21 protein-coding genes and 1 riboswitch are annotated in these 21364 nt (G+C 66.8%); of the genes, 15 read left to right on the top strand and 6 right to left on the bottom strand.

All coding sequences use genetic code 11. The features are described from left to right. The first annotated feature begins 31 nt into the window (after positions 1-31). A complete protein-coding gene (locus tag RCH21_RS04760) occupies positions 32-2182 on the top strand; it encodes an MMPL family transporter (protein ID WP_326963411.1) in 2151 nt (716 codons plus the stop codon). Positions 2183-2277: 95 nt separating this feature from the next. Here the strand turns inward: RCH21_RS04760 and RCH21_RS04765 are convergent, their stop codons facing one another. Then, the gene (locus tag RCH21_RS04765) at positions 2278-3060 is read right to left on the bottom strand and encodes a hypothetical protein (RefSeq protein WP_326963412.1); all 783 of its coding nucleotides are present in this window, start codon (positions 3058-3060) and stop codon (positions 2278-2280) included. A gap of 375 nt (positions 3061-3435) precedes the next feature. Here RCH21_RS04765 and RCH21_RS04770 point away from each other — a divergent pair, with 375 nt between their 5' ends. The 5 genes from RCH21_RS04770 to RCH21_RS04790 all read left to right on the top strand — a co-directional run bounded on the left by RCH21_RS04770 (position 3436) and on the right by RCH21_RS04790 (position 7007). Beyond that, positions 3436-3696 carry a hypothetical protein gene (locus RCH21_RS04770; RefSeq protein ID WP_326963413.1) on the top strand — a complete coding sequence of 87 codons (261 nt, stop codon included), beginning with the start codon at positions 3436-3438 and terminating at the stop codon, positions 3694-3696. A 122-nt stretch (positions 3697-3818) separates the two neighbouring features. After that, complete coding sequence (locus tag RCH21_RS04775) at positions 3819-4568, top strand: response regulator transcription factor (protein WP_326963777.1); 750 nt, start codon at positions 3819-3821, stop codon at positions 4566-4568. Beyond that, positions 4565-6103 (top strand): sensor histidine kinase, encoded by a 1539-nt coding sequence (locus RCH21_RS04780; protein WP_326963414.1) that lies wholly within the window; start codon positions 4565-4567, stop codon positions 6101-6103. The genes RCH21_RS04775 and RCH21_RS04780 overlap by 4 nt, the downstream gene beginning before the upstream one ends. A 63-nt stretch (positions 6104-6166) precedes the next feature. Then, positions 6167-6427, top strand: a complete 261-nt coding sequence (locus RCH21_RS04785; RefSeq protein ID WP_326963415.1) for a DUF6221 family protein — start codon at positions 6167-6169, stop codon at positions 6425-6427. A gap of 109 nt (positions 6428-6536) precedes the next feature. Next, positions 6537-7007 carry an Hpt domain-containing protein gene (locus RCH21_RS04790; RefSeq protein WP_326963416.1) on the top strand — a complete coding sequence of 157 codons (471 nt, stop codon included), beginning with the start codon at positions 6537-6539 and terminating at the stop codon, positions 7005-7007. Here RCH21_RS04790 and RCH21_RS04795 read toward each other — a convergent pair. The 3 genes from RCH21_RS04795 to RCH21_RS04805 all read right to left on the bottom strand — a co-directional run bounded on the left by RCH21_RS04795 (position 6990) and on the right by RCH21_RS04805 (position 9272). Continuing rightward, positions 6990-7811, bottom strand: a complete 822-nt coding sequence (locus RCH21_RS04795) for a response regulator transcription factor (protein WP_326963417.1) — start codon at positions 7809-7811, stop codon at positions 6990-6992. The genes RCH21_RS04790 and RCH21_RS04795 overlap by 18 nt on opposite strands. Before the next feature lie 122 nt (positions 7812-7933). Further along, positions 7934-8008: riboswitch (cyclic di-GMP riboswitch) on the bottom strand. Between the two features lie 203 nt (positions 8009-8211). After that, on the bottom strand, positions 8212-8886 hold the full coding sequence (locus RCH21_RS04800) for an arsenate-mycothiol transferase ArsC (RefSeq protein ID WP_326963418.1): 675 nt from the start codon (positions 8884-8886) through the stop codon (positions 8212-8214). Further along, positions 8883-9272 carry an ArsR/SmtB family transcription factor gene (locus RCH21_RS04805; RefSeq protein WP_442784665.1) on the bottom strand — a complete coding sequence of 130 codons (390 nt, stop codon included), beginning with the start codon at positions 9270-9272 and terminating at the stop codon, positions 8883-8885. Before RCH21_RS04805 ends, RCH21_RS04800 begins: the two co-directional genes overlap by 4 nt. 127 nt (positions 9273-9399) lie before the next feature. On the opposite strand from RCH21_RS04805, the gene arsB reads away from it, so the two are divergent. Further along, the gene (gene arsB / locus RCH21_RS04810) at positions 9400-10500 is read left to right on the top strand and encodes an ACR3 family arsenite efflux transporter (protein ID WP_326963779.1); all 1101 of its coding nucleotides are present in this window, start codon (positions 9400-9402) and stop codon (positions 10498-10500) included. Here arsB and RCH21_RS04815 read toward each other — a convergent pair. Then, positions 10481-11587, bottom strand: coding sequence for an SDR family oxidoreductase (locus tag RCH21_RS04815; RefSeq protein WP_326963419.1), 1107 nt, complete (start codon positions 11585-11587; stop codon positions 10481-10483). The two genes, arsB and RCH21_RS04815, sit on opposite strands and share 20 nt — an antisense overlap. Positions 11588-11862: 275 nt before the next feature. Here RCH21_RS04815 and RCH21_RS04820 point away from each other — a divergent pair, with 275 nt between their 5' ends. The 8 genes from RCH21_RS04820 (at position 11863) to RCH21_RS04855 (ending at position 19377) form a co-directional block, all read left to right on the top strand. Continuing rightward, a complete protein-coding gene (locus RCH21_RS04820; protein WP_326963420.1) occupies positions 11863-12237 on the top strand; it encodes a DUF7793 family protein in 375 nt (124 codons plus the stop codon). Positions 12238-12343: 106 nt separating this feature from the next. Beyond that, positions 12344-12682: a DUF7793 family protein gene (locus RCH21_RS04825; RefSeq protein WP_326963421.1), complete on the top strand. Its 339-nt coding sequence runs from the start codon at positions 12344-12346 to the stop codon at positions 12680-12682. A gap of 170 nt (positions 12683-12852) precedes the next feature. Then, positions 12853-13725: an esterase/lipase family protein gene (locus RCH21_RS04830; RefSeq protein ID WP_326963422.1), complete on the top strand. Its 873-nt coding sequence runs from the start codon at positions 12853-12855 to the stop codon at positions 13723-13725. Positions 13726-13798: 73 nt separating this feature from the next. Next, positions 13799-15112, top strand: coding sequence for a DUF2252 domain-containing protein (locus tag RCH21_RS04835; RefSeq protein WP_326963423.1), 1314 nt, complete (start codon positions 13799-13801; stop codon positions 15110-15112). Between the two features lie 139 nt (positions 15113-15251). Next, the gene (gene dnaK / locus RCH21_RS04840; RefSeq protein ID WP_120147393.1) at positions 15252-17123 is read left to right on the top strand and encodes a molecular chaperone DnaK; all 1872 of its coding nucleotides are present in this window, start codon (positions 15252-15254) and stop codon (positions 17121-17123) included. Between the two features lie 2 nt (positions 17124-17125). Then, a complete protein-coding gene (locus tag RCH21_RS04845) occupies positions 17126-17785 on the top strand; it encodes a nucleotide exchange factor GrpE (protein WP_326963424.1) in 660 nt (219 codons plus the stop codon). Between the two features lie 95 nt (positions 17786-17880). Further along, positions 17881-18894: a DnaJ C-terminal domain-containing protein gene (locus RCH21_RS04850; RefSeq protein ID WP_120147391.1), complete on the top strand. Its 1014-nt coding sequence runs from the start codon at positions 17881-17883 to the stop codon at positions 18892-18894. Between the two features lie 51 nt (positions 18895-18945). Further along, the gene (locus RCH21_RS04855; protein WP_326963425.1) at positions 18946-19377 is read left to right on the top strand and encodes a heat shock protein transcriptional repressor HspR; all 432 of its coding nucleotides are present in this window, start codon (positions 18946-18948) and stop codon (positions 19375-19377) included. Positions 19378-19495: 118 nt separating this feature from the next. Here RCH21_RS04855 and RCH21_RS04860 read toward each other — a convergent pair whose 3' ends face one another. Then, positions 19496-21235 carry a glycoside hydrolase family 13 protein gene (locus tag RCH21_RS04860; RefSeq protein ID WP_326963426.1) on the bottom strand — a complete coding sequence of 580 codons (1740 nt, stop codon included), beginning with the start codon at positions 21233-21235 and terminating at the stop codon, positions 19496-19498. Positions 21236-21364 lie beyond the last annotated feature (129 nt).

A 21364-nucleotide genomic window follows, 5' to 3' on the forward strand; every position in this document is an offset into this window, starting at 1 on the left:
TGGAGATACCTCGAGGAAGGCTTGGACATTCATGAGAAGTACATGGTTGAGGGTGCTGCTCCCCGTCGTCGTCGTGTTGATCTGGCTGGCCGGGGCCGCAGTGGGCGGACCCACCTTCGGCCGGCTGGAGGAGGTCTCGAGCAACGACCAGGCGTCCTTCCTCCCTGCGAGCGCCGAGTCCACGGCGGCGGGCGAACTGCAGCAGCAGTTCAATGACTCAGACGCCATCCCGGCCGTCGTCGTTGCCGAGTCGGCCGGCACGATCGCTCCGCGTGATCTCGGTGCATACGAGGAGCTCGGGAGGAGGCTCGGCGAGGTCGAGGGGCTCGTATCGCCTGCCGATGGCGCTCCCGCCGTCACCGGCCCCATCCCCGCTGAGGACGGGCTCGCGGTGCAGTACATCGCGTTCGTCTCATCGGATGCAGAGCTCGCCGACGTCGTGACGGAACTCCGCGCGGTGCTCGCGGATGAACTGCCCGACGGAGTGACCGGTTACGTCACCGGGCCCGCAGGTTTCACCAACGACCTCGTCGAAGCCTTCGGCGGCATCGATGGAATTCTCCTCGGCGTGGCACTCGGGGCGGTGTTCATCATCCTCCTCGCCGTCTACCGCTCGATCGTGCTGCCGTTCCTCGTGCTCCTGACGTCCGTGTTCGCGCTGGCGACGTCCATCCTGCTGGTCTTCGGCTTCGCACAACTCGGCTGGATCCAGCTCAGTGGCCAGAGCCAGGGGATCCTGTCGATCCTCGTGATCGGCGCAGCCACCGATTACGCGCTGCTTCTCGTCGCCCGGTTCCGGGAGGCCCTGGCCGAGAACCAGACGACATGGGACGCCATGCGGGTGGCCTACCGCGGGTCGTTCGAGCCGATCCTTGCCTCCGGCGCCACCGTGATCCTCGGACTGCTGTGCCTGCTGTTCTCGGATCTCAACTCGAACAGGAGCCTCGGCCCGATCGCCGCCATCGGCATCGTGTTCTCGCTCGCGGCAGCACTGACCTTCCTTCCCGCGTTGCTGCTCCTCTTCGGCAGGTCGGCTTTCTGGCCGTTGCGCCCGCGCTACGACCCCGGACTGGCCACCGCCGTCGCACCGCACCACGGCAGGCACGCTGCGCCCACGGAAGGCGGCCCGGAAACCGGTCTCGAGCGGCTCAACGGCCTCTGGAGACACGTGGCACTGCAGGTGGCCCGCCGCCCACGCACCCTGTGGATCGTCTCGCTGCTCATCCTCGTGGCCGGCGCACTCGGGCTCACCCAACTGCAGGCCAGCGGCGTGCCGCAGTCCGCCCTGATCCTCGCACCGTCCAACGCGGTCGACGGCCAGGAAGCGCTCGGCCGCCACTTCGACGCCGGATCCGGGAGCCCGGTCTACGTCGTCGCGCCCGAGGCGGACCAGGACGCCGCCCTCGAGGTCGTCTCTGCCCAGGAGGGTATCTCCGAGGCGACCCTGACCGCGGACCCGACCGGCGCCGCCGTCGTGGAGGACGGGCGCGTGCTCATCAACGGGACGCTCGAGTACCAGGCCGATTCGGAACGCGCGGAGGACGTGGTGCGCAGCCTGCGGACCACGCTCGACGACGCCAGTCCCGACGCGCTGGTCGGCGGGGTCACGGCGGTGGCGATCGACACCAATGACACGGCCCTCGCGGACCTCGTGAAGATCATCCCGATCGTGCTGGCGGTGATCCTCGTGGTGCTGATCATCCTGCTTCGCTCCGTGCTGGCGCCGGTGCTCCTCGTGGCGAGCGTGGCGCTCTCGAACGCGACGGCGCTGGGGGTCTCGGCCCTGGTGTTCAACAACGTCTTCGGGTTCGAGGGCGCGGACGCCTCGGTGCCGCTCTTCGCCTTCGTCTTCCTGGTGGCGCTCGGCGTGGACTACAACATCTTCCTCATGACGAGGGTGCGCGAGGAGTCACTGCGGATCGGCACAAGGCCCGGGATTCTTCGGGGACTCGGGGTCACGGGTGGCGTGATCACGTCCGCCGGCGTGGTCCTGGCGGCGACCTTCGCCGCGCTGGGTGTGATCCCGATCCTGTTCCTCGCGCAGATCGCGTTCGTGGTGGCGTTCGGCGTCCTGCTGGACACCGTGCTGGTGCGCTCGCTGCTCATCCCGGCTCTCGCCTACGACATCGGCCCGAGAATCTGGTGGCCGTCGAAGGCGGCTGGGGTCCCGTCCCCGCGGTAGCCGCCAGGCAGGAGTTCCGTGGACGACGCCGGAATGTGGATCGCAGCGCAAAATGTCCGACGTTCGCGGGCGGGATCGCCTGTCGCATCAGCTGGTCAGTTGTCGGACGTGAACACGATCGAGTCGAAGACGGCGCGTGCCTCTCTCGTCAGCTCCGGATTGATCGATTCGTGGAATTGGGTCACCCAGGTCAGCGCACGCTGGCCGTTCAGGTCGATCACCCGGTAGGTTTCGCGTTCCTCCTGGGTCGAGTACCAGCGGGTGCATTCGTTGGAGAATTCTGAGTGGATGCAGAACTTGTCGCGGTCGCAGGCTGTGATGTCCACATCGCCCTCGATGGAGTGGTCGAACTCGAAGCCGGAGTAATCGCCCACCACGACCTCGACGGGCTGGGTGCTGGCCGTTGACGTCTGCGCCGTCATGGCGTCGACGAAGGCCTCAGCCGAGGGATCGACCTCGGCGAGAGCGCCCTGCCACGCGCAGGAGTCCGTCGGCACAAATGTCGCGGGCCACCACCCCACGACGACGGCCCCTTCATCCGGATGATCCGGGTCGTCCTTGGCCAGGACGTCACCACCGTCGCTCAACCAGCCGTCCGGGACGGTGATCTCGAAAGGCTCCGTGTAGCTGGTGACGAGGTATGTGCCGGCGTCGATGTCGCCGCTGTCCGGCAGCGGTGGGACTGCGCCAGCGTCGCCGCCGTCCGGCTGCGCTGGAACCGTGCCGGCCTCCGTGGTCGGAGAACTGGCGGACGGGAGGGAGGCGTCGTCGGGCGCAGACTCGCACCCGCTGAGACCTCCGATCAGTGCGATAGCCACCAAGGGCAAGAGATGGCGCGACCGCTGGGCGGCCTTTTCGAGGGGCGTCAGGGAACTCATCGATCCACCAAGCCGCTATTGGGTGCTGTGAGGCCCCGCAGCCGGTTGGCCTCGCGGGCGGCAGGGGATGGGATGCCGTCGCCCTAAGTCTCCTCCGGCACAGAAGCCGTAACAATGAACAGTTGTACGGAGATCAGTCTCGACTCATGCATTCCCCCGAACCTCGGCATGTCCCGCGCAATCTTCTACCGCCGGTCACAGGAGCTGAACACGAAGTAGGACTCACCCCTTACCGCGGCGAAAACGGCGCCATTCAGCGTTGCGACTCACGACGCCGGGAGTTTCCTGCACAGCAATCGCACAGCTTCGGAAAAGCGGAGCGCTAGGTCCGGGCGCGAGAGTGGAGGAACAACGACGACGCACCAGGAGAACACCGTGATCAGCTACCGACCTACCCCCGAGCTCACCACCGGACGTAAGGGCTTCCGAGCCGCGATCAGCGCGATGGCGCTGGCCGCCGTGCTCGGCACCACGGCCTTCGCTCCCATCGGGGCCGAGGCAACGGCACCGGTCGCCGATGCGCGGACCGCCGTCGTCGTCGGGACCACGGTGCCCGTAGAGCAGGCGGTCATCCGGCGGCAGGACACGGGCGGCTCGCTGGAGCAGGGTGCTGCAGCCGGACCCTCGACCGCCTGAGACGGCAGTGTCCCGTCGAAGTCCCTCACCTGGCAGGGCCCGTGCGGAATACTGGACAGGTACGCGAGCAGGACACCACGCAGGACACCAAGCGACACGAGCAGGACACCAAGGACACCACGATGGCTGACGCCTCGCACCACTCGCTGACCGACAACCTTCCCCGTCTCGCGCACCCGGATGGCAGCCCCATCCGGGCGCTCGTCGTGGACGACGAGACGAGCCTGGCGGAACTGGTCAGCATGGGCCTGAGGATGGCCGGCTGGAGCGTGACGACGGCCAGTGACGGCCTCACCGCGGTGTCTGCCGCGCGGGACTTCCGCCCCGATGTCCTGGTGCTCGACGTGATGATGCCCGGCGTCGATGGTATCGAGGCGCTGAAGAAGATCCGTACCTTCGCCCCGAACGTCCCTGCCCTGTTCCTCACCGCGAAGGACGCCGTGCAGGACCGCATCTCAGGCCTTTCCGCCGGTGGCGACGACTACGTGACCAAGCCCTTCAGCATGGAGGAACTCATGCTGCGCCTGCACCGGCTCGTCCAGCGCTCGGGGGTCGCGGCGTCGGACTCCGCCGAACTGGTGGTCGGGGACCTCGTGATGAACGTCGACACCCGCGAGGTGACCCGTGGCGGGGAGGACATCGCCTTGACCCCCACGCAGTGGGAATTGCTGCGCTACCTCATGGAGAACCCGCGCCGTGTGGTGAGCAAGTCACAGATCCTGGACAACGTGTGGAAGTACGATTTCGGCGGTCAGGCGAACATCGTCGAGCTGTACATCTCCTACCTGCGCAAGAAGATCGACGTCGGACGCCCGGCCATGATCCACACCATCCGCGGCGCCGGCTACGTCCTCAAGCCCGCCGCTCCGTGACCCAGCGCGACGACGCCCTCCACGCACTTCCAGGGCATCACCCGCTCCATCTGCGCACGAAGCTGATCCTGGCGACCCTCGCCCTGCTCACCACGATCTGCGTCGCGATCGGCGTGTTCAGCCATCTGGCCATGAGCAGCTACCTCACGGGTCAACTCGACGAAGCCCTCAGTCCCGCCGCAGGTCGCGCCGGCCTTCCTGGCGGTCGAGGCGGGCCTGATGAGGATGATCAACGCTCCTTCCGTGATCTTGATCCTGGGAACGCTGCCGGGCAGCGGCCCGGCACCCTCAACGCCGTGTTCGGCGACGACGGCGCGGCGCGGAGCTCCGCCCTCGTCAAGGACGATGGCAGCACCGAACCACTCACCGACGACGACCTGGACCTGCTCGCCGCCATCGACGCGTCCGAGGGACCCGACGAGCTCGTGCTGTCGAGTGGGCGCTACCGGGTCGACGCCGCGACGCTGCCTGTCGAGTTCACGTCCGAGGGAGCGGTCCTCGTCACCGGACTTCCCACCGCGGAGAGGGACAGCACTCTCCTGTCCCTCGACCTCACGGTCGCCGGGCTGTCCCTCGCAGGCCTGGTCCTGACCGGACTCGCCGGAACGGTGATCATCCGCCGGTCGCTGCGCCCGCTGGAAGAACTGTCCGCCGTCGCGACCTCCGTCTCCCAGCTCCCCCTGTCCTCGGGCGAGGTGGCCATCCCCGTGCGCGTACCGCCCGCCGCCGCGCAGCCCGGCACGGAGGTCGGCACGGTCGGGTTGGCCCTGAGCGAGATGATCGACCACGTCACCGGCGCACTGCGGGCCCGCCATGCGAGCGAGATGAAGGTCCGGCAGTTCGTCGCCGACGCCAGCCACGAGCTCCGCACTCCCCTCACCTCGATCCGCGGGTACACCGAGCTGATCCTGATGAGCGAGACGGTGAGCCCGTCCGGACGGTCGGCGCTCGAGCGCGTGGACAGCGAGTCAAAGCGCATGTCCTCCCTCGTGGAGGATCTCCTCCTGCTCGCGCGCCTCGACGAGGGCCAGCGCGGGGATCCCTCCGACGTCGACCTGACCGAGCTGATCATCGAGACTACGAGCGATGCCCAGGTTTCCGCCCCTGGGTACTCCTGGAGCCTCGATCTGCCGGATGAACCCGTCGAGGTCCGGGCCGTGGAAGCCGAGATCCGTCAGGTGCTCATCAACCTGCTCTCCAACGCACACAAGCACACCCCGCCCGGCACCGCCATCGCCACGGCCCTGACAGTGGGGGAGGGGCTCGCGAGCATTTCTGTCACCGATAACGGCCCGGGCATCGCCCCGGTGTTCCTGGACACCATCTTCACGAGATTCAGCCGGGGCGACGCCGCGCGATCCGCGAATGCCGGCAGCACGGGGCTGGGGCTTGCTATCGTGCAGGCCCTCGTCGAAGCCAACGGCGGCACCATCAGCGTCGACAGCGAGCCCGGACGGACCGAGTTCCGCGTGGACCTGCCCGTCGCACAGCCCCTGACGGGAGCCGGCCATAGGTCCGGCTGGGGAATCTCCTAGCGTCCGCTTGCCGTGGGTGCGGGACTTCGCCGGGTCGATCCTCCGCTCGATAGAGTTCAGCCCATGGACGAACTCACTGCCTTCCTCGAGGCCCGCCTCACCGAGGACGAGAAGGCTGCTCGTACGGGCGATCTGCCCGAGGAGGTGTGGGGTGCCCGCGGCTGGCACGACCCGGAGCTCGTGCTGTCCGAGTGCCGGACCAAGCGGAGGCTCGTGCTGTATGCCACCACGCAACTCGACGAGTCGCATGGCTTCGATGTGCTGAAACTCCTCGCGCTGCCGTGGTCGGCCCGTACCGATTACCGGCAGGAGTGGAGGACCTAGGAGCGCATTCCCCGGGGCAGGGAAGGGGGTTCCGTCGTCCTTCCGCAAGCTTTGCGCAAGAAGCTGTTGATAATCCAACACGGCTGCCCGCCGTCGTTACCCTTGAAGTGTGCCTATCCATTCGACTCCCGTGGGACCTGGCCAGCACCAGGCCGACGGCGTGGCACTCCCTCCCAGCGATGCCGCCCAGGTTACCGGCGCGCCCGGAAAAGCGGCGCCTCTGTTCGACCCGTCGGTCCTCGACGACATGAGGGCCGATTTCTCGGACTCCGCCGTCGTCGGACAATTTGCGCGTGACTTCTGTGCTTCGCTCGAAGGGAAGATCGATCGGCTCGAGCGACGCATGCAGGCCGGTGACACGACCGGAGCCGTGGATGGGGTCGTCAGCGTCTCCACGTCGGCGGCGATGGTGGGGGCGGTGCGCCTGACACAGGTTGCGCTCGGAATTCAGCGGCTCATGGCAGAGGACAAGCCCGATGACGCCCGACACTCGTTGGCGCTGCTGCGTGCCTGCGCGACGGACACCGTCGCCGGGATCAGGCGAGCCGTTCCCGAAGCGCGCTCAGCTGCGACGCCCTAGCGGGAGGTTGCGTGACGGCATGATGCGGAAGCCGACACCGCGCACCGTGGTGATCAGCTCCGGGTCCCCGGAGGTGAGCGCGAGCTTCTGGCGGAGATTGGCGATATGCACCTCGATGGCTCGCTCATCGGTCCGGCTGACGAAGTTGTAGCCGCGATAATCACGGCCACGGGAGATGCGAACCAGTTCCTCCTTGGTCCGTACGGCACCGTTGCTGCGCAACAGTTCCTGGAGCAGGTTGAACTCGGTCTTGGTGAGCGGTAGTTCGACGCCGGAGCAGGTCGCGATGCGCGCTTCGCTGTCCACGATGAGGTTGCCATGGCGAAGGAGGTTGCCCGCCTCGTCCACTGCGTCGTCGTCGGATGGGGCGGCGGCCGGAGTGGCGGGGACCGTGGGCGGGTGAGCCGCATCGTGGCCCACGCGCGGACGGCGGAGCATCGCGTCGATGCGTGCCCTCAACTCCCGCGGTCGGAACGGCTTCGAGACGTAGTCGTCGGCGCCCGCCTGCAGGGCGGTGAGGATGTCCATCTCGTCCGTGCGTCCGCTCAGGACGATCACGTAGCAGTCCGTCGTCGAGCGGATGCGTCGCAGCACCTCGTACCCGTCGATGTCGGGCAACCCGATGTCCAGGGTCACGATGGCCGGATGTTGCTGCCGGACGGCGTCGACGCCATCCCGGCCCGTTGCCGCCCCGCTGACATGGAAGCCGCCCTGCTCGAGGATGGCACACAGGAGGTTGCGGATGTCGAGATCGTCCTCGATCACGACAGCTGCCCGGCGATCACCGGATGGAGGATTATTCATGGCGCGTGGCCCCGTACCGGTGCGGGATCGGGGCAGCTATCGACCCACGTGCAGGACGCCGGGTGAATGCGGGTACTTCAATGACGACGGATGTCCGAGACATGTTCCGTGATCCTGTTCTCTTCGGCGGCCCGGCTGACCGCGTGGGTCCCGTGGCTTTGCGTCCCCGGCTCGCGCCGGGTTTGCCTTTGTCGACGGGCAGCTGCCCGCCCCCTGATGTTAGCAACTTGCGGAGACATCGCCGGAACCGAGCAATTTTTCAGCGGTGGCGGCGGCACCGTGGCGGTGCTCGCGTGCCTCCTGCGGCTCCTGTGCCCTCATGCGCCCGCTGCCCGTGAGGTCGGTTGGCGGAGCAACACCGCTGCACGCCGGACGCTGACCCCTTGGGGTCTCCGCCGGACTACTCCCCGTTGGCCCGCGCTTCGATCCAGTCGGTCGCCGCATCGGAGAGGAAGATGCCGTCGGGCCCGCGCTCGCCGATCCACCAGGGGTCCGAGGCGATCAGGCCGCCCGCGCGACTGATATCGGCGGCGACTTCAGGTGTCAGGGCATCACCGTTGTTGTTGATGAGCCAGTCCCGTGTACCTGGAAGGACGGCCGGCCACCACTGTTCGAGATCCATGCCCGCAGTATCCCCCGATTCCCCGGCGTGGGGCCAGGGGAGGAGGCGGTCCAGGAGATGGTGTACGCGCACGTCGATGTCGTCGCGGACCAGGCGCATGCGCTCCATGCCCTCGATTCCGCGCGTGCTCGGCTCGTCGGTCTCCCAGCGCTCGTAGCGTGTGCCTGCTACCTCCTGGATCCGGGCCTCACGTCCGAGGATCACGACGACGTCGGCCGCGTGCTGGGCGTCGTCCGTCACCGGCTTCGGGGTTCCGCCGCTGATGTCGATGCCCAGCTCCGCGAGCGATTCGGCGGACAGCGCGTTGATCGAGGTGCCGGGTGCGGTGCCCGCCGACATGACGGTGATCCTGCCATCGGCATGATGATCCATGAGGCCCGCTGCCATCTGGGACTTCCCGCCGTTCCTGGCGCAGACGAACAGGACGGTGGGCCTGGCTGCCTTGAAGGTCATCGACCGGTTCCCGTCCTGGTCATCAGGACGTCTGCCAGGGCGTCGAGTGCGCCCGGGACGAGGGAGTAGTACGCCCAGACCCCACGCTTCTCGCGACGGAGGATCCCGGCGTCGACGAGGATCTTGAGATGGTGGGACACCGTCGGCTGACCGAGGTCCAGCGGTTCGGTCAGGTCGCAGACGCACGCCTCGCTTCCGGGACTCGCGCTGACCAGGGATACCAGTCGGAGCCGATTGGGATCGGCGATCGCCTTGAACTGCCGCGACAGGGAGACGGCGCGGGCCGCGTCCATGGGAGCCGAGCCGGACGGCACGCAGCACGGCGCTGTTTCGACAGGTTCGCTTCCCCCGACGATGGCGGCGCGGGGATCGGTAGCAGTGGACATGACTTCAGTATGCAGGACATCGATGCTCATCGATGTAAAGTCCGACAAGCATCGATGACCATCGATGCTTGCGGCGTGGGTCCTTCCCGACCCGAGGAGGAGCACAGTGCGTACCGAAGTCCAGGCAGTGCGGCGGCCCGACCCGTCCGACGACACCGTACGCGGCAGGCTCTCCACGCTCGACAGATTCCTCCCGCTGTGGATCCTTGCCGCGATGCTGGTCGGTCTGCTGCTGGGTCGCTTCGTCCCCGGTATCGCGGGCGTGCTCGACGCCGCAGAAGTCGCGAACATATCGCTGCCGATAGCCTTGGGCCTGCTGGTCATGATGTACCCGGTCCTCGCCAAGGTCCGCTACGGCGAAACCGGCACGGTGCTGCGCGACCGCAGACTCATGGTCACCTCGCTTCTGCTGAACTGGCTCGCCGCCCCGGCCTTGATGTTCGTCCTGGCATGGGTCTTCCTTCCGGACCTGCCCGAGTACAGGACGGGGCTGATCATCGTCGGGCTCGCGCGCTGCATCGCCATGGTCATGATCTGGAATGACCTCGCCTGCGGAGATCGGGAAGCGGCAGCAGTCCTCGTACTTCTCAATTCGGTGTTCCAGGTGCTCGCGTTCGGGGCGCTCGGCTGGTTCTATCTCCAGTGGTTGCCCGATCGACTGGGCCTTCCCACCACCAGTGCGGGGTTCTCCTTCCAGGCCATCACCGCAAGTGTCCTGGTCTTCCTCGGAATCCCGCTGCTCGCCGGATTCCTGACGCGCGTCATCGGCGAGAAGGCGAAGGGCCGCGCCTGGTACGAGGAGCGCTTCCTCCCGAGGCTCGGCCCGTGGGCCCTCTATGGACTGCTGTTCACCATCGCCCCGCTCTTCGCCCTGCAGGGCGAAGAGATCACGTCCAACCCCTGGGACGTCGCCCGCATAGCGCTGCCGCTGCTCGCGTATTTCCTGGTGGTCTTCGCCGCAGGGATGATCATCGGGCGGTTGATCGGGCTCGGTTATGCCCGCACAGCGACCCTCGCTTTCACCGCCGCCGGCAACAACTTCGAACTCGCCATAGCCGTCGCCATCGGCACCTTCGGGGTCTCGTCGGGCCAGGTGCTGGCAGGCGTCGTCGGGCCCCTGATCGAGGTTCCCGTCCTTGTCGCCCTGGTCTACGCGGCTCTGTGGTCGCGGCGCCGGTTCTTTCCCGATGCTCGACCGCCGGCGCGTGTCACGCCGGAGGCGGAATGATTCTCCTGGTGACCAGCTCGTGGAAGAGCTCGATGAACCTGTCCTCGGTGTCGAGGCAGTCGGCAAATCCATGGTGGCGGGCCTTGATGGTCGAGGTGACGTTGTCGAAGCCCGAGCGGAAAAGGAAGTCACCGAAGGACCAGCCGACGAGGTCCTCGAAGGGGGTGGGCACGAGGTTGTACTTGATCATCATCCGGTGCCAGAGATCCTCATGGTGGGGCATCGCTTCAGTCAGCGGTACGGGTTGCGGTTCGGCGTAGTCCATCTGGAAGTGCCTGGCGAACGCCGGCCACAGGTGACGCCACCGGATCTGATCCCCGTTGGTGATGTTGTAGACCTCTCCGGCGGCGCGGGCTTCCGAACCGGCCCAGACGGTTGCACGGGCCAGCAGGGACGCGTCGGTCACCTGGTACAGGGCGTCGTAGGCGGCATGGGTTCCCGGAAACCGGAGGGGCTGACCTAGTTCCCGGCAGATACTGGCGTACACGGCGATAACCATCAGGATGTTCATGGGGTTGCCCACGGCATATCCCACAACCCCTTCGGGGCGCAGCATGGTTGCCTGGAAGCCGTGCGCGGCTGCGGCGGCGCGGAGGATGTCCTCCTGCTCGTAGTAGAAGTTGGGCTGGATCAGCCGCGGATCACGTTCCTTGGCGGGAGTGTTGAAGTAACCCAGGTGCGCGCCGTACGCCTTTCCGCCCTGATACAGGGTGACGTGACGCAGCGGAGCACCCGCTTGTTCCAGTCCCCGCAGGGTGTTGGTCAGCAGGGCGGCATTGACCTGGATCTGTTCGCTGGTGGTAGGCCGCTCGACGTAGGCCGCGAAAACCAGGTGGGTGGTGTCCCGGGCACCTTCCAACCCGGTCCGGGCTGCTTCCCGATCGAGCAGGTCCACGGGCAGGTGCTCCCACTGGGCGCCGCTGACCGGACGGCGGCTCAACCCCCGCACGGCTACCCCCCGACTGGCGTATTCGTCCGCTACATGCCGGCCAATGACACCGCCGGCCCCGGCAACGGCTACCACGCGCGTCTGGTCCGCTGCCGCTGACGGCACAGCGGTAGCCGGTTCGATGTCGGTGCGGGTCACGGCGGGCTCCTGCGGTGGTGGGCGATCGATGCCGGCGGTAGCCGCTGCCGGATGCCCGCTTCGATGGTTGGACGTCCCCACGATATCCATACGGAAGGACTCACCGCAGGGAGGAATGTGGCGTGCCGATGGCTTTGCCCGCCGGGACGAGCCCTTGACGATCAGAAATCTGCCACGGGTTCGACGATCTGCCTCGGTTTATTGCCGGTCGCACTCCCTGGAAGCCTTAGGATCTCGGGAAGGGGATTCTGGAGGGGACACGGGGTGGATGACCGATGCAAAGAGTTGCTGCAGCCGGCGGGAAAGCATGCATCAGCAAGCTCGGTCGCGCCCTGATCCGCCTGACCTGGTTACCGGGTACGGAGGTCTCCGGGAAGGATGCACGCGATGTCATCAGGTGTAGCAACATGCTCGTGGACGATGCTCCATATGCGATCCTCGTCAACATGCGCGAGCTCCGCAGCCTCAGCATCGACGCCCGCTATGTGTTCGGAGGCGATCCGAGAGTGCTTGCTGCAGCCTTCCTCGGGTCCGGGCCCATGGATAGGGTGCTCGCGGCAGGATCGGAACTGGCCCGGCACCCTACCCGGTTCTTCCTGTCGGAGTCGGAAGCCATCACCTGGCTTCTTGAGCATCTTCAGGAAGCGTGAGGCCCGCTGACGGTAGTGTGCCTGGCACCGAAGGACGGTGTGGTCGCAGGGGGACAGCGTGGACAGTGTGTCGGATGCAACGGACGTGGGGACCTTCACTGCCGGTATGAGGGACTCCATCCTCTGGGTGGAGTGGGGCCGTAGCGTGACGGTCAGTGATGCGATGGCCGTGGCGCTGATCGAGCGAGCCAACCAGGTGTGTCCGACCGTGTGCCCGCCGATGCTCGTGGAACTCAACGGCATGGTGACGCTGACCCGAGGAGCCCTGCACCACTTCGCCACCGGGCTGAACATCGCGGCGATGGCGCTGGTGGGACCGTCGGCAGTCGACCGCATGCTGAGTGACTTCTTCAGTCGGGTCCACCACCCGCCGTATCCCACCTGTCACTTCGGCGACTCCCGTCAGGCGATTGCCTGGCTGACCGATCACCCGCACAGCATCTGAACCAGGGGTGCGGTTCCTGACCGGCCCCGCAACGGCGATAGGTCGCGGAAGCAGTCCGGAGCGGTGGCGACACGCCTGCACATTTGATCAGCCCGCTTGTGCTGCTGTGCGCACATCTCCTACTCTCGTGAACCTCGGGGGAAATCGGTCGATACAAAGGAGTACCACCCTTGAAGTCCCGCATCCCGTCCCTGTTCGCCATCGCCGCCGTCGTGCTCGGCGCCTTCGCCGCCGCGCCGTCCGCGAGCGCCGCAACCACGACCGAGCCGATCGTCGCGGTCCCGTCGGTGTCCCCTCCCGGCGCCAATGACTGGGCCTGCAAGCCCTCTGCTGCCCATCCCGAACCCGTCATCCTCGTCCCAGGCACCTTCGAGAGCATGGCGAAGAACTGGTCTACGCTCTCTCCCGTCCTCAAGCAGGCGGGGTATTGCGTCTTCGCCCTCGACTACGGCACGACCAACGGCGTCCCGGCCACCGGTCCCATCCGTGCGTCCGCCGCGGAACTCGGGCACTTCGTCGACGACGTCCTCGCCGCCACCGGCGCGCGCAAGGCCGATCTCGTGGGCCACAGCCAGGGTGGCATGATGCCGCGCTACTATCTCGGATTCCTCGGGGGAGCGAAGAAGGTGGACCACCTGGTGGGGCTGGCGCCGTCGAATCACGGAACGCAGGGCGTCATCAGCCCGGCGACCGGGGATCTGACCGCCGGCGGAGATGCGAGCGCGTTATGTCAGGCCTGTGACGACCAGGCGGCTGGTTCGCCGTTCATGCAGGAGCTCAACTCGATCGGCGACATCGTCAACGGCCCGGTCTACACGGTCATTTCCACCCGCTACGACGAGGTGGTCACGCCCTACCCCAGCCAGTTCCTTGCAGGTCCGGCGAAGCGCGTCACCAACATCACCCTGCAGGACGTGTGCCCCCTGGATCCCTTCGAGCATGATCAGTTGCCGAATGATCCTGCCGTCCACCAGCTGGTCCTGCACGCACTCGGCAGGACAGCAGCGCCCGCAGATCCCGCCTATCGACCGCGCTGCCTGTAGGCGCTACCCCGAGGGTCCTCCCACGTGGTGAGTCTCCGACCGCCCGCACGGCGAACGCGGGTACCGTGGCCTGATGGCAGCCACCGATCCCCGTCAGCAGCACATCGTCAGCACGCTCGTCGAGGCGCATCAGGCCCTCATGGGCGTCGATCCACTCGCATTCCGCGCGAGGTTCCGCAAGATGGCGGCAGACCCCTACGCTTTCTACCGCGGCAGCGCCTCCCTGTTCTACACGGACATGGAGAAGCTCGACGACGCCTGGGCGGACGAGCGGACGAGTCGCGTCTGGATTCACGGAGATCTGCACGCCGAGAATTTCGGCACCTACATGAGCAATGAGGGGCGCCTCACCTTCGACGTCAACGACTTCGACGAGGCGTATGTGGGCCACTTCTCGTGGGACCTGCGTCGCTTCGTCGCCTCGCTGACGCTGCTGTGCTGGCAGAAGGCCCTGCCGTCGCAGGCGGTGCGGGACCTGGCGCGCACCTATCTCGAGGCGTACCTGGGGCGTGTCGAGGATTACGTCGACGACGAGAAATCCGCCTTCGCGTTCGGGCTCGAGAATACCGGGGGCACCATCTACCGGGTATTGCAGCAGGCACGAGCCGCGCGGCGGACACGCCTGCTCGACTCGCTGACACTCATCGAGGACTACGAACGCAAGTTCCGCGACGACGGCTCGATCCGCGTGCTCGACGAGGACGAGCACGCCGAGGTGGAGGAAGCGTTCGAACACTATCTCTCGACCATCCCGGACAGCGAGCGCTCGCGGCGCCGTGTCTTCTACCGCGTCAAGGGCATCGTGGGGAAGAAGGGCTTCGGGATCGGAAGTGCAGGGTTGCCGACCTACAACGTGCTGATCGAGGGATTCGACGAGGCTCAGGAGAACGACATCATCCTGACCATGAAGCAGTCGAATATCGCCGCCCCGAGCCGGATCATCCACGACGAGCGCGTCAGCGGCTACTTCGAGGATGACGGGCACCGCGCTGTCATAAGCCAGCGGTCCCTGCAGTCGCACACGGACCCTTTCCTGGGATACACGACCATCCGCGGGGTCTCGTACGTGGTCTCGGAGCTCTCGCCCTACAAGCGGGACCTCTCCTGGGAAGACATCACGGAGCCGGACCAGATGGTGCCCGTGCTCGAGGCCCTCGGCCAGGCAACGGCCAAGATCCACTGCTCCACCGACGAGGACAGCGACCACGACCTCGTGCCGTTCCGCACCGAGACGGCGATTCTTGCCGTCGTCGACCCCTCCCGCAACGATTTCATCGAGGACATCATCGGGTTCGGCGAGGCCTACGCCGATACCGTGCGGAAGGACCACGCGCTGTTCGTCGACGCTTTCCGGGAAGGCCTCATCACCGCTGTCCCGGCGGCGTGAACGGAAGGACTTGAGTCGAACCGGCTCAACTTGATTTTGACCTCCGGCGCCCGGCACCTATAGTTGAGTGCAGAACGCTCAATCCACGCGCCCGGCGGATGAGCGCCTTGCAAATCCCGGGCAGTCGAAAGGAAATTGCATGTCACGTGCAGTAGGTATTGACCTCGGAACCACCAACTCGGTCGTCTCGGTCCTCGAAGGCGGCGAGCCCACCGTCATCGCGAACGCCGAGGGCGCACGCACCACGCCGTCGATCGTCGCTTTCTCCAAGTCCGGCGAGGTCCTGGTCGGCGAGATCGCCAAGCGCCAGGCCGTCAACAACATCGACCGCACCATCGCGTCGGTCAAGCGCCACATGGGTACGGACTGGAACGTCGACATCGACGGCAAGAAGTACACCCCGCAGGAGATTTCCGCGCGCACGCTGCAGAAGCTCAAGACCGACGCCGAGAGCTACCTCGGCGAGAAGGTCACCGACGCCGTCATCACCGTTCCGGCCTACTTCAACGACGCCGAGCGCCAGGCCACCAAGGAGGCCGGCGAGATCGCAGGCCTCAAGGTGCTGCGCATCGTCAACGAGCCCACCGCGGCTGCTCTCGCCTACGGCCTCGACAAGGGCAAGGAGGACGAGCTCATCCTCGTCTTCGACCTCGGCGGTGGAACGTTCGATGTGTCCCTGCTCGAAGTCGGCAAGGACGAGGACGCCTTCTCAACCATCCAGGTCCGCTCCACAGCCGGCGACAACCGCCTCGGCGGCGACGATTGGGACCAGCGCGTGGTCGACTACCTGCTCTCGCAGGCCAAGGCCAAGGGTGCCGACCTGTCGAAGGACAAGATCGCCCTCCAGCGACTCAAGGAAGCAGCCGAGCAGGCCAAGAAGGAACTGTCCTCGGCGACGTCCACCAACATCTCGCTCCAGTACCTGTCCGTCACGGCGGACGGGCCCGTCCACCTCGACGAGCACCTGTCGCGCGCCAAGTTCCAGGACCTGACCAAGGACCTGCTGGACCGCACCAAGAAGCCGTTCCACGACGTCATCGCCGAGGCCGGCATCAAGGTGTCCGACATCGACCACATCGTCCTCGTCGGCGGCTCGACCCGCATGCCCGCAGTCGTCGAGCTCGTGAGGGAACTCGCAGGCGGCAAGGAGCCCAACAAGGGCGTCAACCCCGATGAGGTCGTCGCCGTCGGCGCCGCACTGCAGGCCGGTGTCCTGAAGGGCGAGCGCAAGGACGTCCTCCTGATCGACGTGACCCCGCTGTCCCTCGGTATCGAGACCAAGGGTGGCATGATGACCAAGCTCATCGAGCGCAACACGGCCATCCCCACCAAGCGCAGCGAGACCTTCACGACGGCCGACGACAACCAGCCGTCCGTTGCCATCCAGGTCTTCCAGGGTGAGCGCGAGTTCACCCGGGACAACAAGCCCCTGGGGACCTTCGAACTGACCGGTATCGCGCCGGCCCCCCGCGGCGTCCCCCAGGTCGAGGTGACCTTCGACCTCGATGCCAACGGCATCGTGCACGTGTCCGCCAAGGACAAGGGCACCGGCGCGGAGCAGTCGATGACCATCACCGGTGGAACCGCGCTGTCGAAGGAAGACATCGACCGCATGGTCCGCGAGGCCGAGGAGCACGCAGCCGAGGACAAGACGCGCCGCGAAGCAGCCGATACCCGCAACGGTGCCGAGCAGCTCGCCTACTCGGTGGACAAGCTGATCTCCGACAACTCGGACAAGCTGCCCGAGGAGGTCAGGACCGAAGTCCAGGCCGACGTCGACGCCCTCAAGAAGGCACTGGAGTCGCAGGACAACGACGCCGAGGTGAAGACAGCGTTCGACAAGCTGCAGGCCTCCCAGTCGAAGCTCGGCGAAGCGATCTACGCCTCCGCCCAGCAGGATGCGGGCCAGGCCGGCAGCGCACCCGCCGATGATCAGTCAGCCTCCGCAGGCACCGACGAGGACATCGTCGACGCCGAAGTGGTTGACGAAGATGCCAACGAGAAGAAGTAGTCATGCCGCACCACGGAAATGAAGAAGAGCACCAGTCAGAGCCGGTGAGCTCATCCGACAACCGGACGATCGACCCCGAGACGGGCGAAGTCCGTGGGCAGCAGAACGACGCCGGCGCTCCGGCCGCGGAGGAATCCGCGGCCGGTAGCCCGGTTGCTCCCGCAGACGACTCCTCCGAGGGGGATGCCTTGGCGCAGGCCGAGGCGATCCTGAACGAGGCCGGTGCCGAGGGTTCCGACCCCGCGGTGGACGTCGTCGCGGAACTCCGCGACGATCTGCTCCGCCTGCAAGCGGAGTACGTCAACTACCGTCGCCGCGTCGAGCGAGATCGCGATGTCGCTCGTGACCAGGCGGTCATCGGTGTCCTGAACTCGCTGATGCCGGTCCTCGACGACATCGATGCGGCGCGTCAGCACGGTGATCTCGCCGAGGGTCCCTTCGCGGCGATCGCGGGCAAGCTCGAGAACGTCCTGAAGGCGTACGAACTCAACCGCATCGACGAGGTCGGCGTCGCATTCGACCCAAACATCCATGAGGCGCTCATGCAGCAGCCGAGCGCGGACGTCCAGGCTGATAGCGTCAGCCAGATCCTCCGTGCCGGTTACCGCAAGGGCGAACGCGTCCTCCGGGCTGCGCAGGTCATCGTGGCGGTTCCGGAGTAGGTTGTTCGCCGCTCTACGGTCCCGGGTTGCGTGGTCCTTCGGGATCACGCAACCCGACCACACTTCTTAATCGTTCCTAGGAAAGGAGACGCCAATTGGCTAGTCAGGATTGGGTCGACAAGGATTTCTACAAGATCCTCGGTGTCTCCAAAGATGCGTCCGACGTCGACATCAAGAAGGCCTACCGGAAGCTCGCCCGCAAGCACCACCCCGACCAGAACCAGGGTGACGCAGGATCCGAGCGGACGTTCAAGGACGTATCGGAGGCTTACTCGGTGCTGTCCGATGCCGAGCAGCGCCAGCAGTACGACGCCATCCGTGCGATGGGAGGCGGAGCCCGCTTCTCTGCCGGTGGCGCGGGCGGTGGAGCCGGCGGCAACGCCGGGTTCGAGGACATTTTCGGGAACCTCTTCGGCCAGGGTGCGGGGGCGCGCCAGGGCGCGGGGCCGCGTCAGCGCACCGGCTTCTCGAACAGCGACCTGCCTCCCGAATTCGCCGACCTGTTCGGCGGCGGGGGCATGGGCGGCGGTGGCTTCCCCGGCGGATTCCAGACCGCCCGTCCCCAGAAGGGCGCCGACCGCACGGCCAGCACATCGATCTCCTTCGCGGGAGCCATCAACGGGACCACGATCGGCCTGCGCGAACCCTCGGGTGAGCAGATCGACGTGCGTATCCCTGCCGGCATCCGGGACGGACAGAAAGTGCGCGTGAAGGGCAAGGGACAGCCCGGCCAGGCGGGGCCCGGAGACCTGATGGTCACGGTCTCGGTCAAGGAGCATCCGCTGTTCAAACGCGACGGCGACAACATTCGCGTGCACGTCCCCGTCAGCTTCCCGGAGGCCGCCCTCGGCGCCCAGATCGAGGTGCCGACCCTGACCGGGGAAATGGTGAAGATGCGCATTCCCGCCGGGACGCCGTCGGGCAGGACCCTGCGGCTCAAAGGCAGGGGAGTGACGACGTCCAAGGGCACGGGTGACCTGCTCGTCACCGTCGAGGTGAGCGTGCCCCAGAACCTGTCGAAGGAAGCGGAGGCAGCCGTCGAGGCATTCCAGGCCGCCACCAAGGACGCCGATCTGCGAGCGGGTCTGGCCGCGAAGGCGCGCCTGTAGCAGTACGTTCGAGCGATAGCCGAGAGCACCTGCAACGGAAGGAGGCCAGTCATGGATTACACGATGCCCATCTACGTCATCTCCGTAGCCGCTGAGCTCGCCGACATGCACCCGCAGACGCTGCGCCAGTACGACCGGCTGGGCCTCGTGACGCCCAGCCGGGCGCCCGGCCGGGCGCGGCGCTACTCGCAGAAGGACGTCGGGACCCTGCGCGAGATTCAGAGGCTTTCGCAGGAGGGTGTCTCTCTCGAAGGCATACGGCGCATCCTCGAGCTCGAGAACCAGGTCACCGCTCTACAGTCACGCATTACCGAGTTGTCCGCTGAGCTGGCGTCCCGCCGGGTGCTATCCGAATCCAGCCGCATCTTCGCCGCAGGGCTCGCGGGCGACGTCGTCACGCTGGCTCGCGGACAGCGCCCCCGCCCCCGCAGCCAGGCGCTCATGGTGTGGCGTCCCGATACGGTCAGGGCCCCCGCACAGTAGCCGGTACCGCGTGTGGCCCGGCCCGTGCCGCTCGAGCGGCACGGGCGGCAGCGCCTCGACGCTGCCTTCCCGCGCCACCGGATGGCGCATGCCCGTGCGAATTCCGGGCTCCACCCTGCTAATCGCTGCGCGTCATGATCCAGACGCACGCGTCAGGGGCGAGGAATCCGTCCACCGCGGCATCCGGAGTGCTCGCTGCGATGACCGAGCCCGATGGCAGGGGAACGGCGAACTCACCCATGTTCAGCAGGACGAGGACCTCACCGTTCAGGAAGGCCACGACGTCGGTCTGCTCAAGGTCGCGCGACCAGCTGAGCGAACCCGCCCCGAGGCGCAGGTCGCGACGGAGCTGAAGGGCCGTGCGATACAGCGACAGGGTCGAATCTGCATCCGCCGACTGGACGTCCCGCGCATACTCGGCCCATTGCTCCGGCTGGGGGAGCCATGGTGCCGGCGCTCCCTCGGCCTCCACGAAACCGAACGACGGCGCATCCGCCCGCCAAGGGAGGGGCACACGGCAGCCGTCCCGGCCCAGGCGCTCGCCACCGGTGCGGGTGAAGGTCGGGTCCTGCCGGGCGTCGTCGGGCATTGCAGTGTGGTCAGGAAGCCCGAGCTCCTCTCCCTGGTAGAGGTAAATACCACCGGGAAGCGCGAACATGGCGAGCGATGCCGCGCGGGCGCGGGCGAGGCCCGTCCGGATGTCGGGCTGCGCGTCGGCCTGACCGATTCCGTCTCCGCCTCGCGGCGCTCCGGCTGTGAGGCCGAAGCGGCTGGTGTGGCGGACGACGTCGTGATTGCTCAGGACCCAGGTGGTCGGGGCACCCACCGCGTCGAAGGCCAGGAGCGACGAGGAGACGACGTCGCGGAGGCAATGCGCGCTCCAGGGGTGGTGCAGGTAGGCGAAGTTGAACGCCTGGTGCATCTCGTCCGGTCGGACCCAGCTCGAGAGCCGGGGCAGGGGATCGATCGAGGCTTCCGCGCAGAGGATGCGCTCGCCGTCGTACTCTGCGAGGATGCTGCGCCACCGGCGATAGATCGTGTGCACTTCCTCCTGGCCGAACATCGGCGCTTCCCAGCCCGGGTAGCCCTCCGAGGACCCGCCGTCCGCGCGGCCGTGCCAGTCCGGCAGGCCCTCGGCCTTGACGAGGGCATGTGCGACGTCGACGCGGAAACCACCGACGCCGCGATCCAGCCAGAAGCGCAGGATCCGTTCGAACTCGGCACGGACATCCGTATTGTCCCAATTGAAGTCGGGCTGCGAGGAATCGAACAGGTGCAGGTACCACTGGCCCGCGGCGCCATCGGCATCCGTGATCCGCGTCCAGGCGGGCCCGCCGAAATGCGACTGCCAGTTGTTCGGCGGCTCGCTGCCGTCCCCGCGTCCGTTCCGGAAGACGAACATGGCGCGCTCGGCGGAACCTGCCGGAGCGGCGAGGGCTGCCTGGAAGAGCGCGTGCTCGCTGGAGCAGTGGTTGGGCACGAGGTCGACGATCACGCGGATCCCGAGCTGGTCCGCCCGCTCGACGAGCGCGTCGAAGTCCGTCAGCGTACCGAACAGCGGATCGACGTCGCAGTAGTCGGCGACGTCGTAACCGCCGTCGCGCTGCGGTGAGGTGTAGAACGGCGAGAGCCAGACGGCGTCGATGCTGAGCTCGGCGAGATGGCCCAGCTCCGATGTGACGCCCGGGAGGTCTCCCATGCCGTCACCGTTGGAATCGCGGAAGGAACGCGGGTACACCTGATAGATGACGGATGAGCGCCACCACTGGTCGCCGTCGGACGGGGCGTGCAGCGGGGGATGGAAGGAGTCGGTCGAGGTCAGTTTGTCGCCGTGGAGGACGGGGGCGATTTCAGGCATGCGGACTATTGTAAGGCGCGCGGGGCCGGAGTTGTAAGCGCTTGCAAGGCCACCGTGTCCCCGTCGGTTCCCCCGCGGCGACCGTGATCAGGAATCCGCGTCCTTCGTTCCGCCCGGCCCACGGTCCTC

Origin of the sequence: Arthrobacter sp. PL16, from assembly GCF_035985055.1 — a bacterium.
GTDB lineage: Bacteria > Actinomycetota > Actinomycetes > Actinomycetales > Micrococcaceae > Arthrobacter_D > Arthrobacter_D cheniae.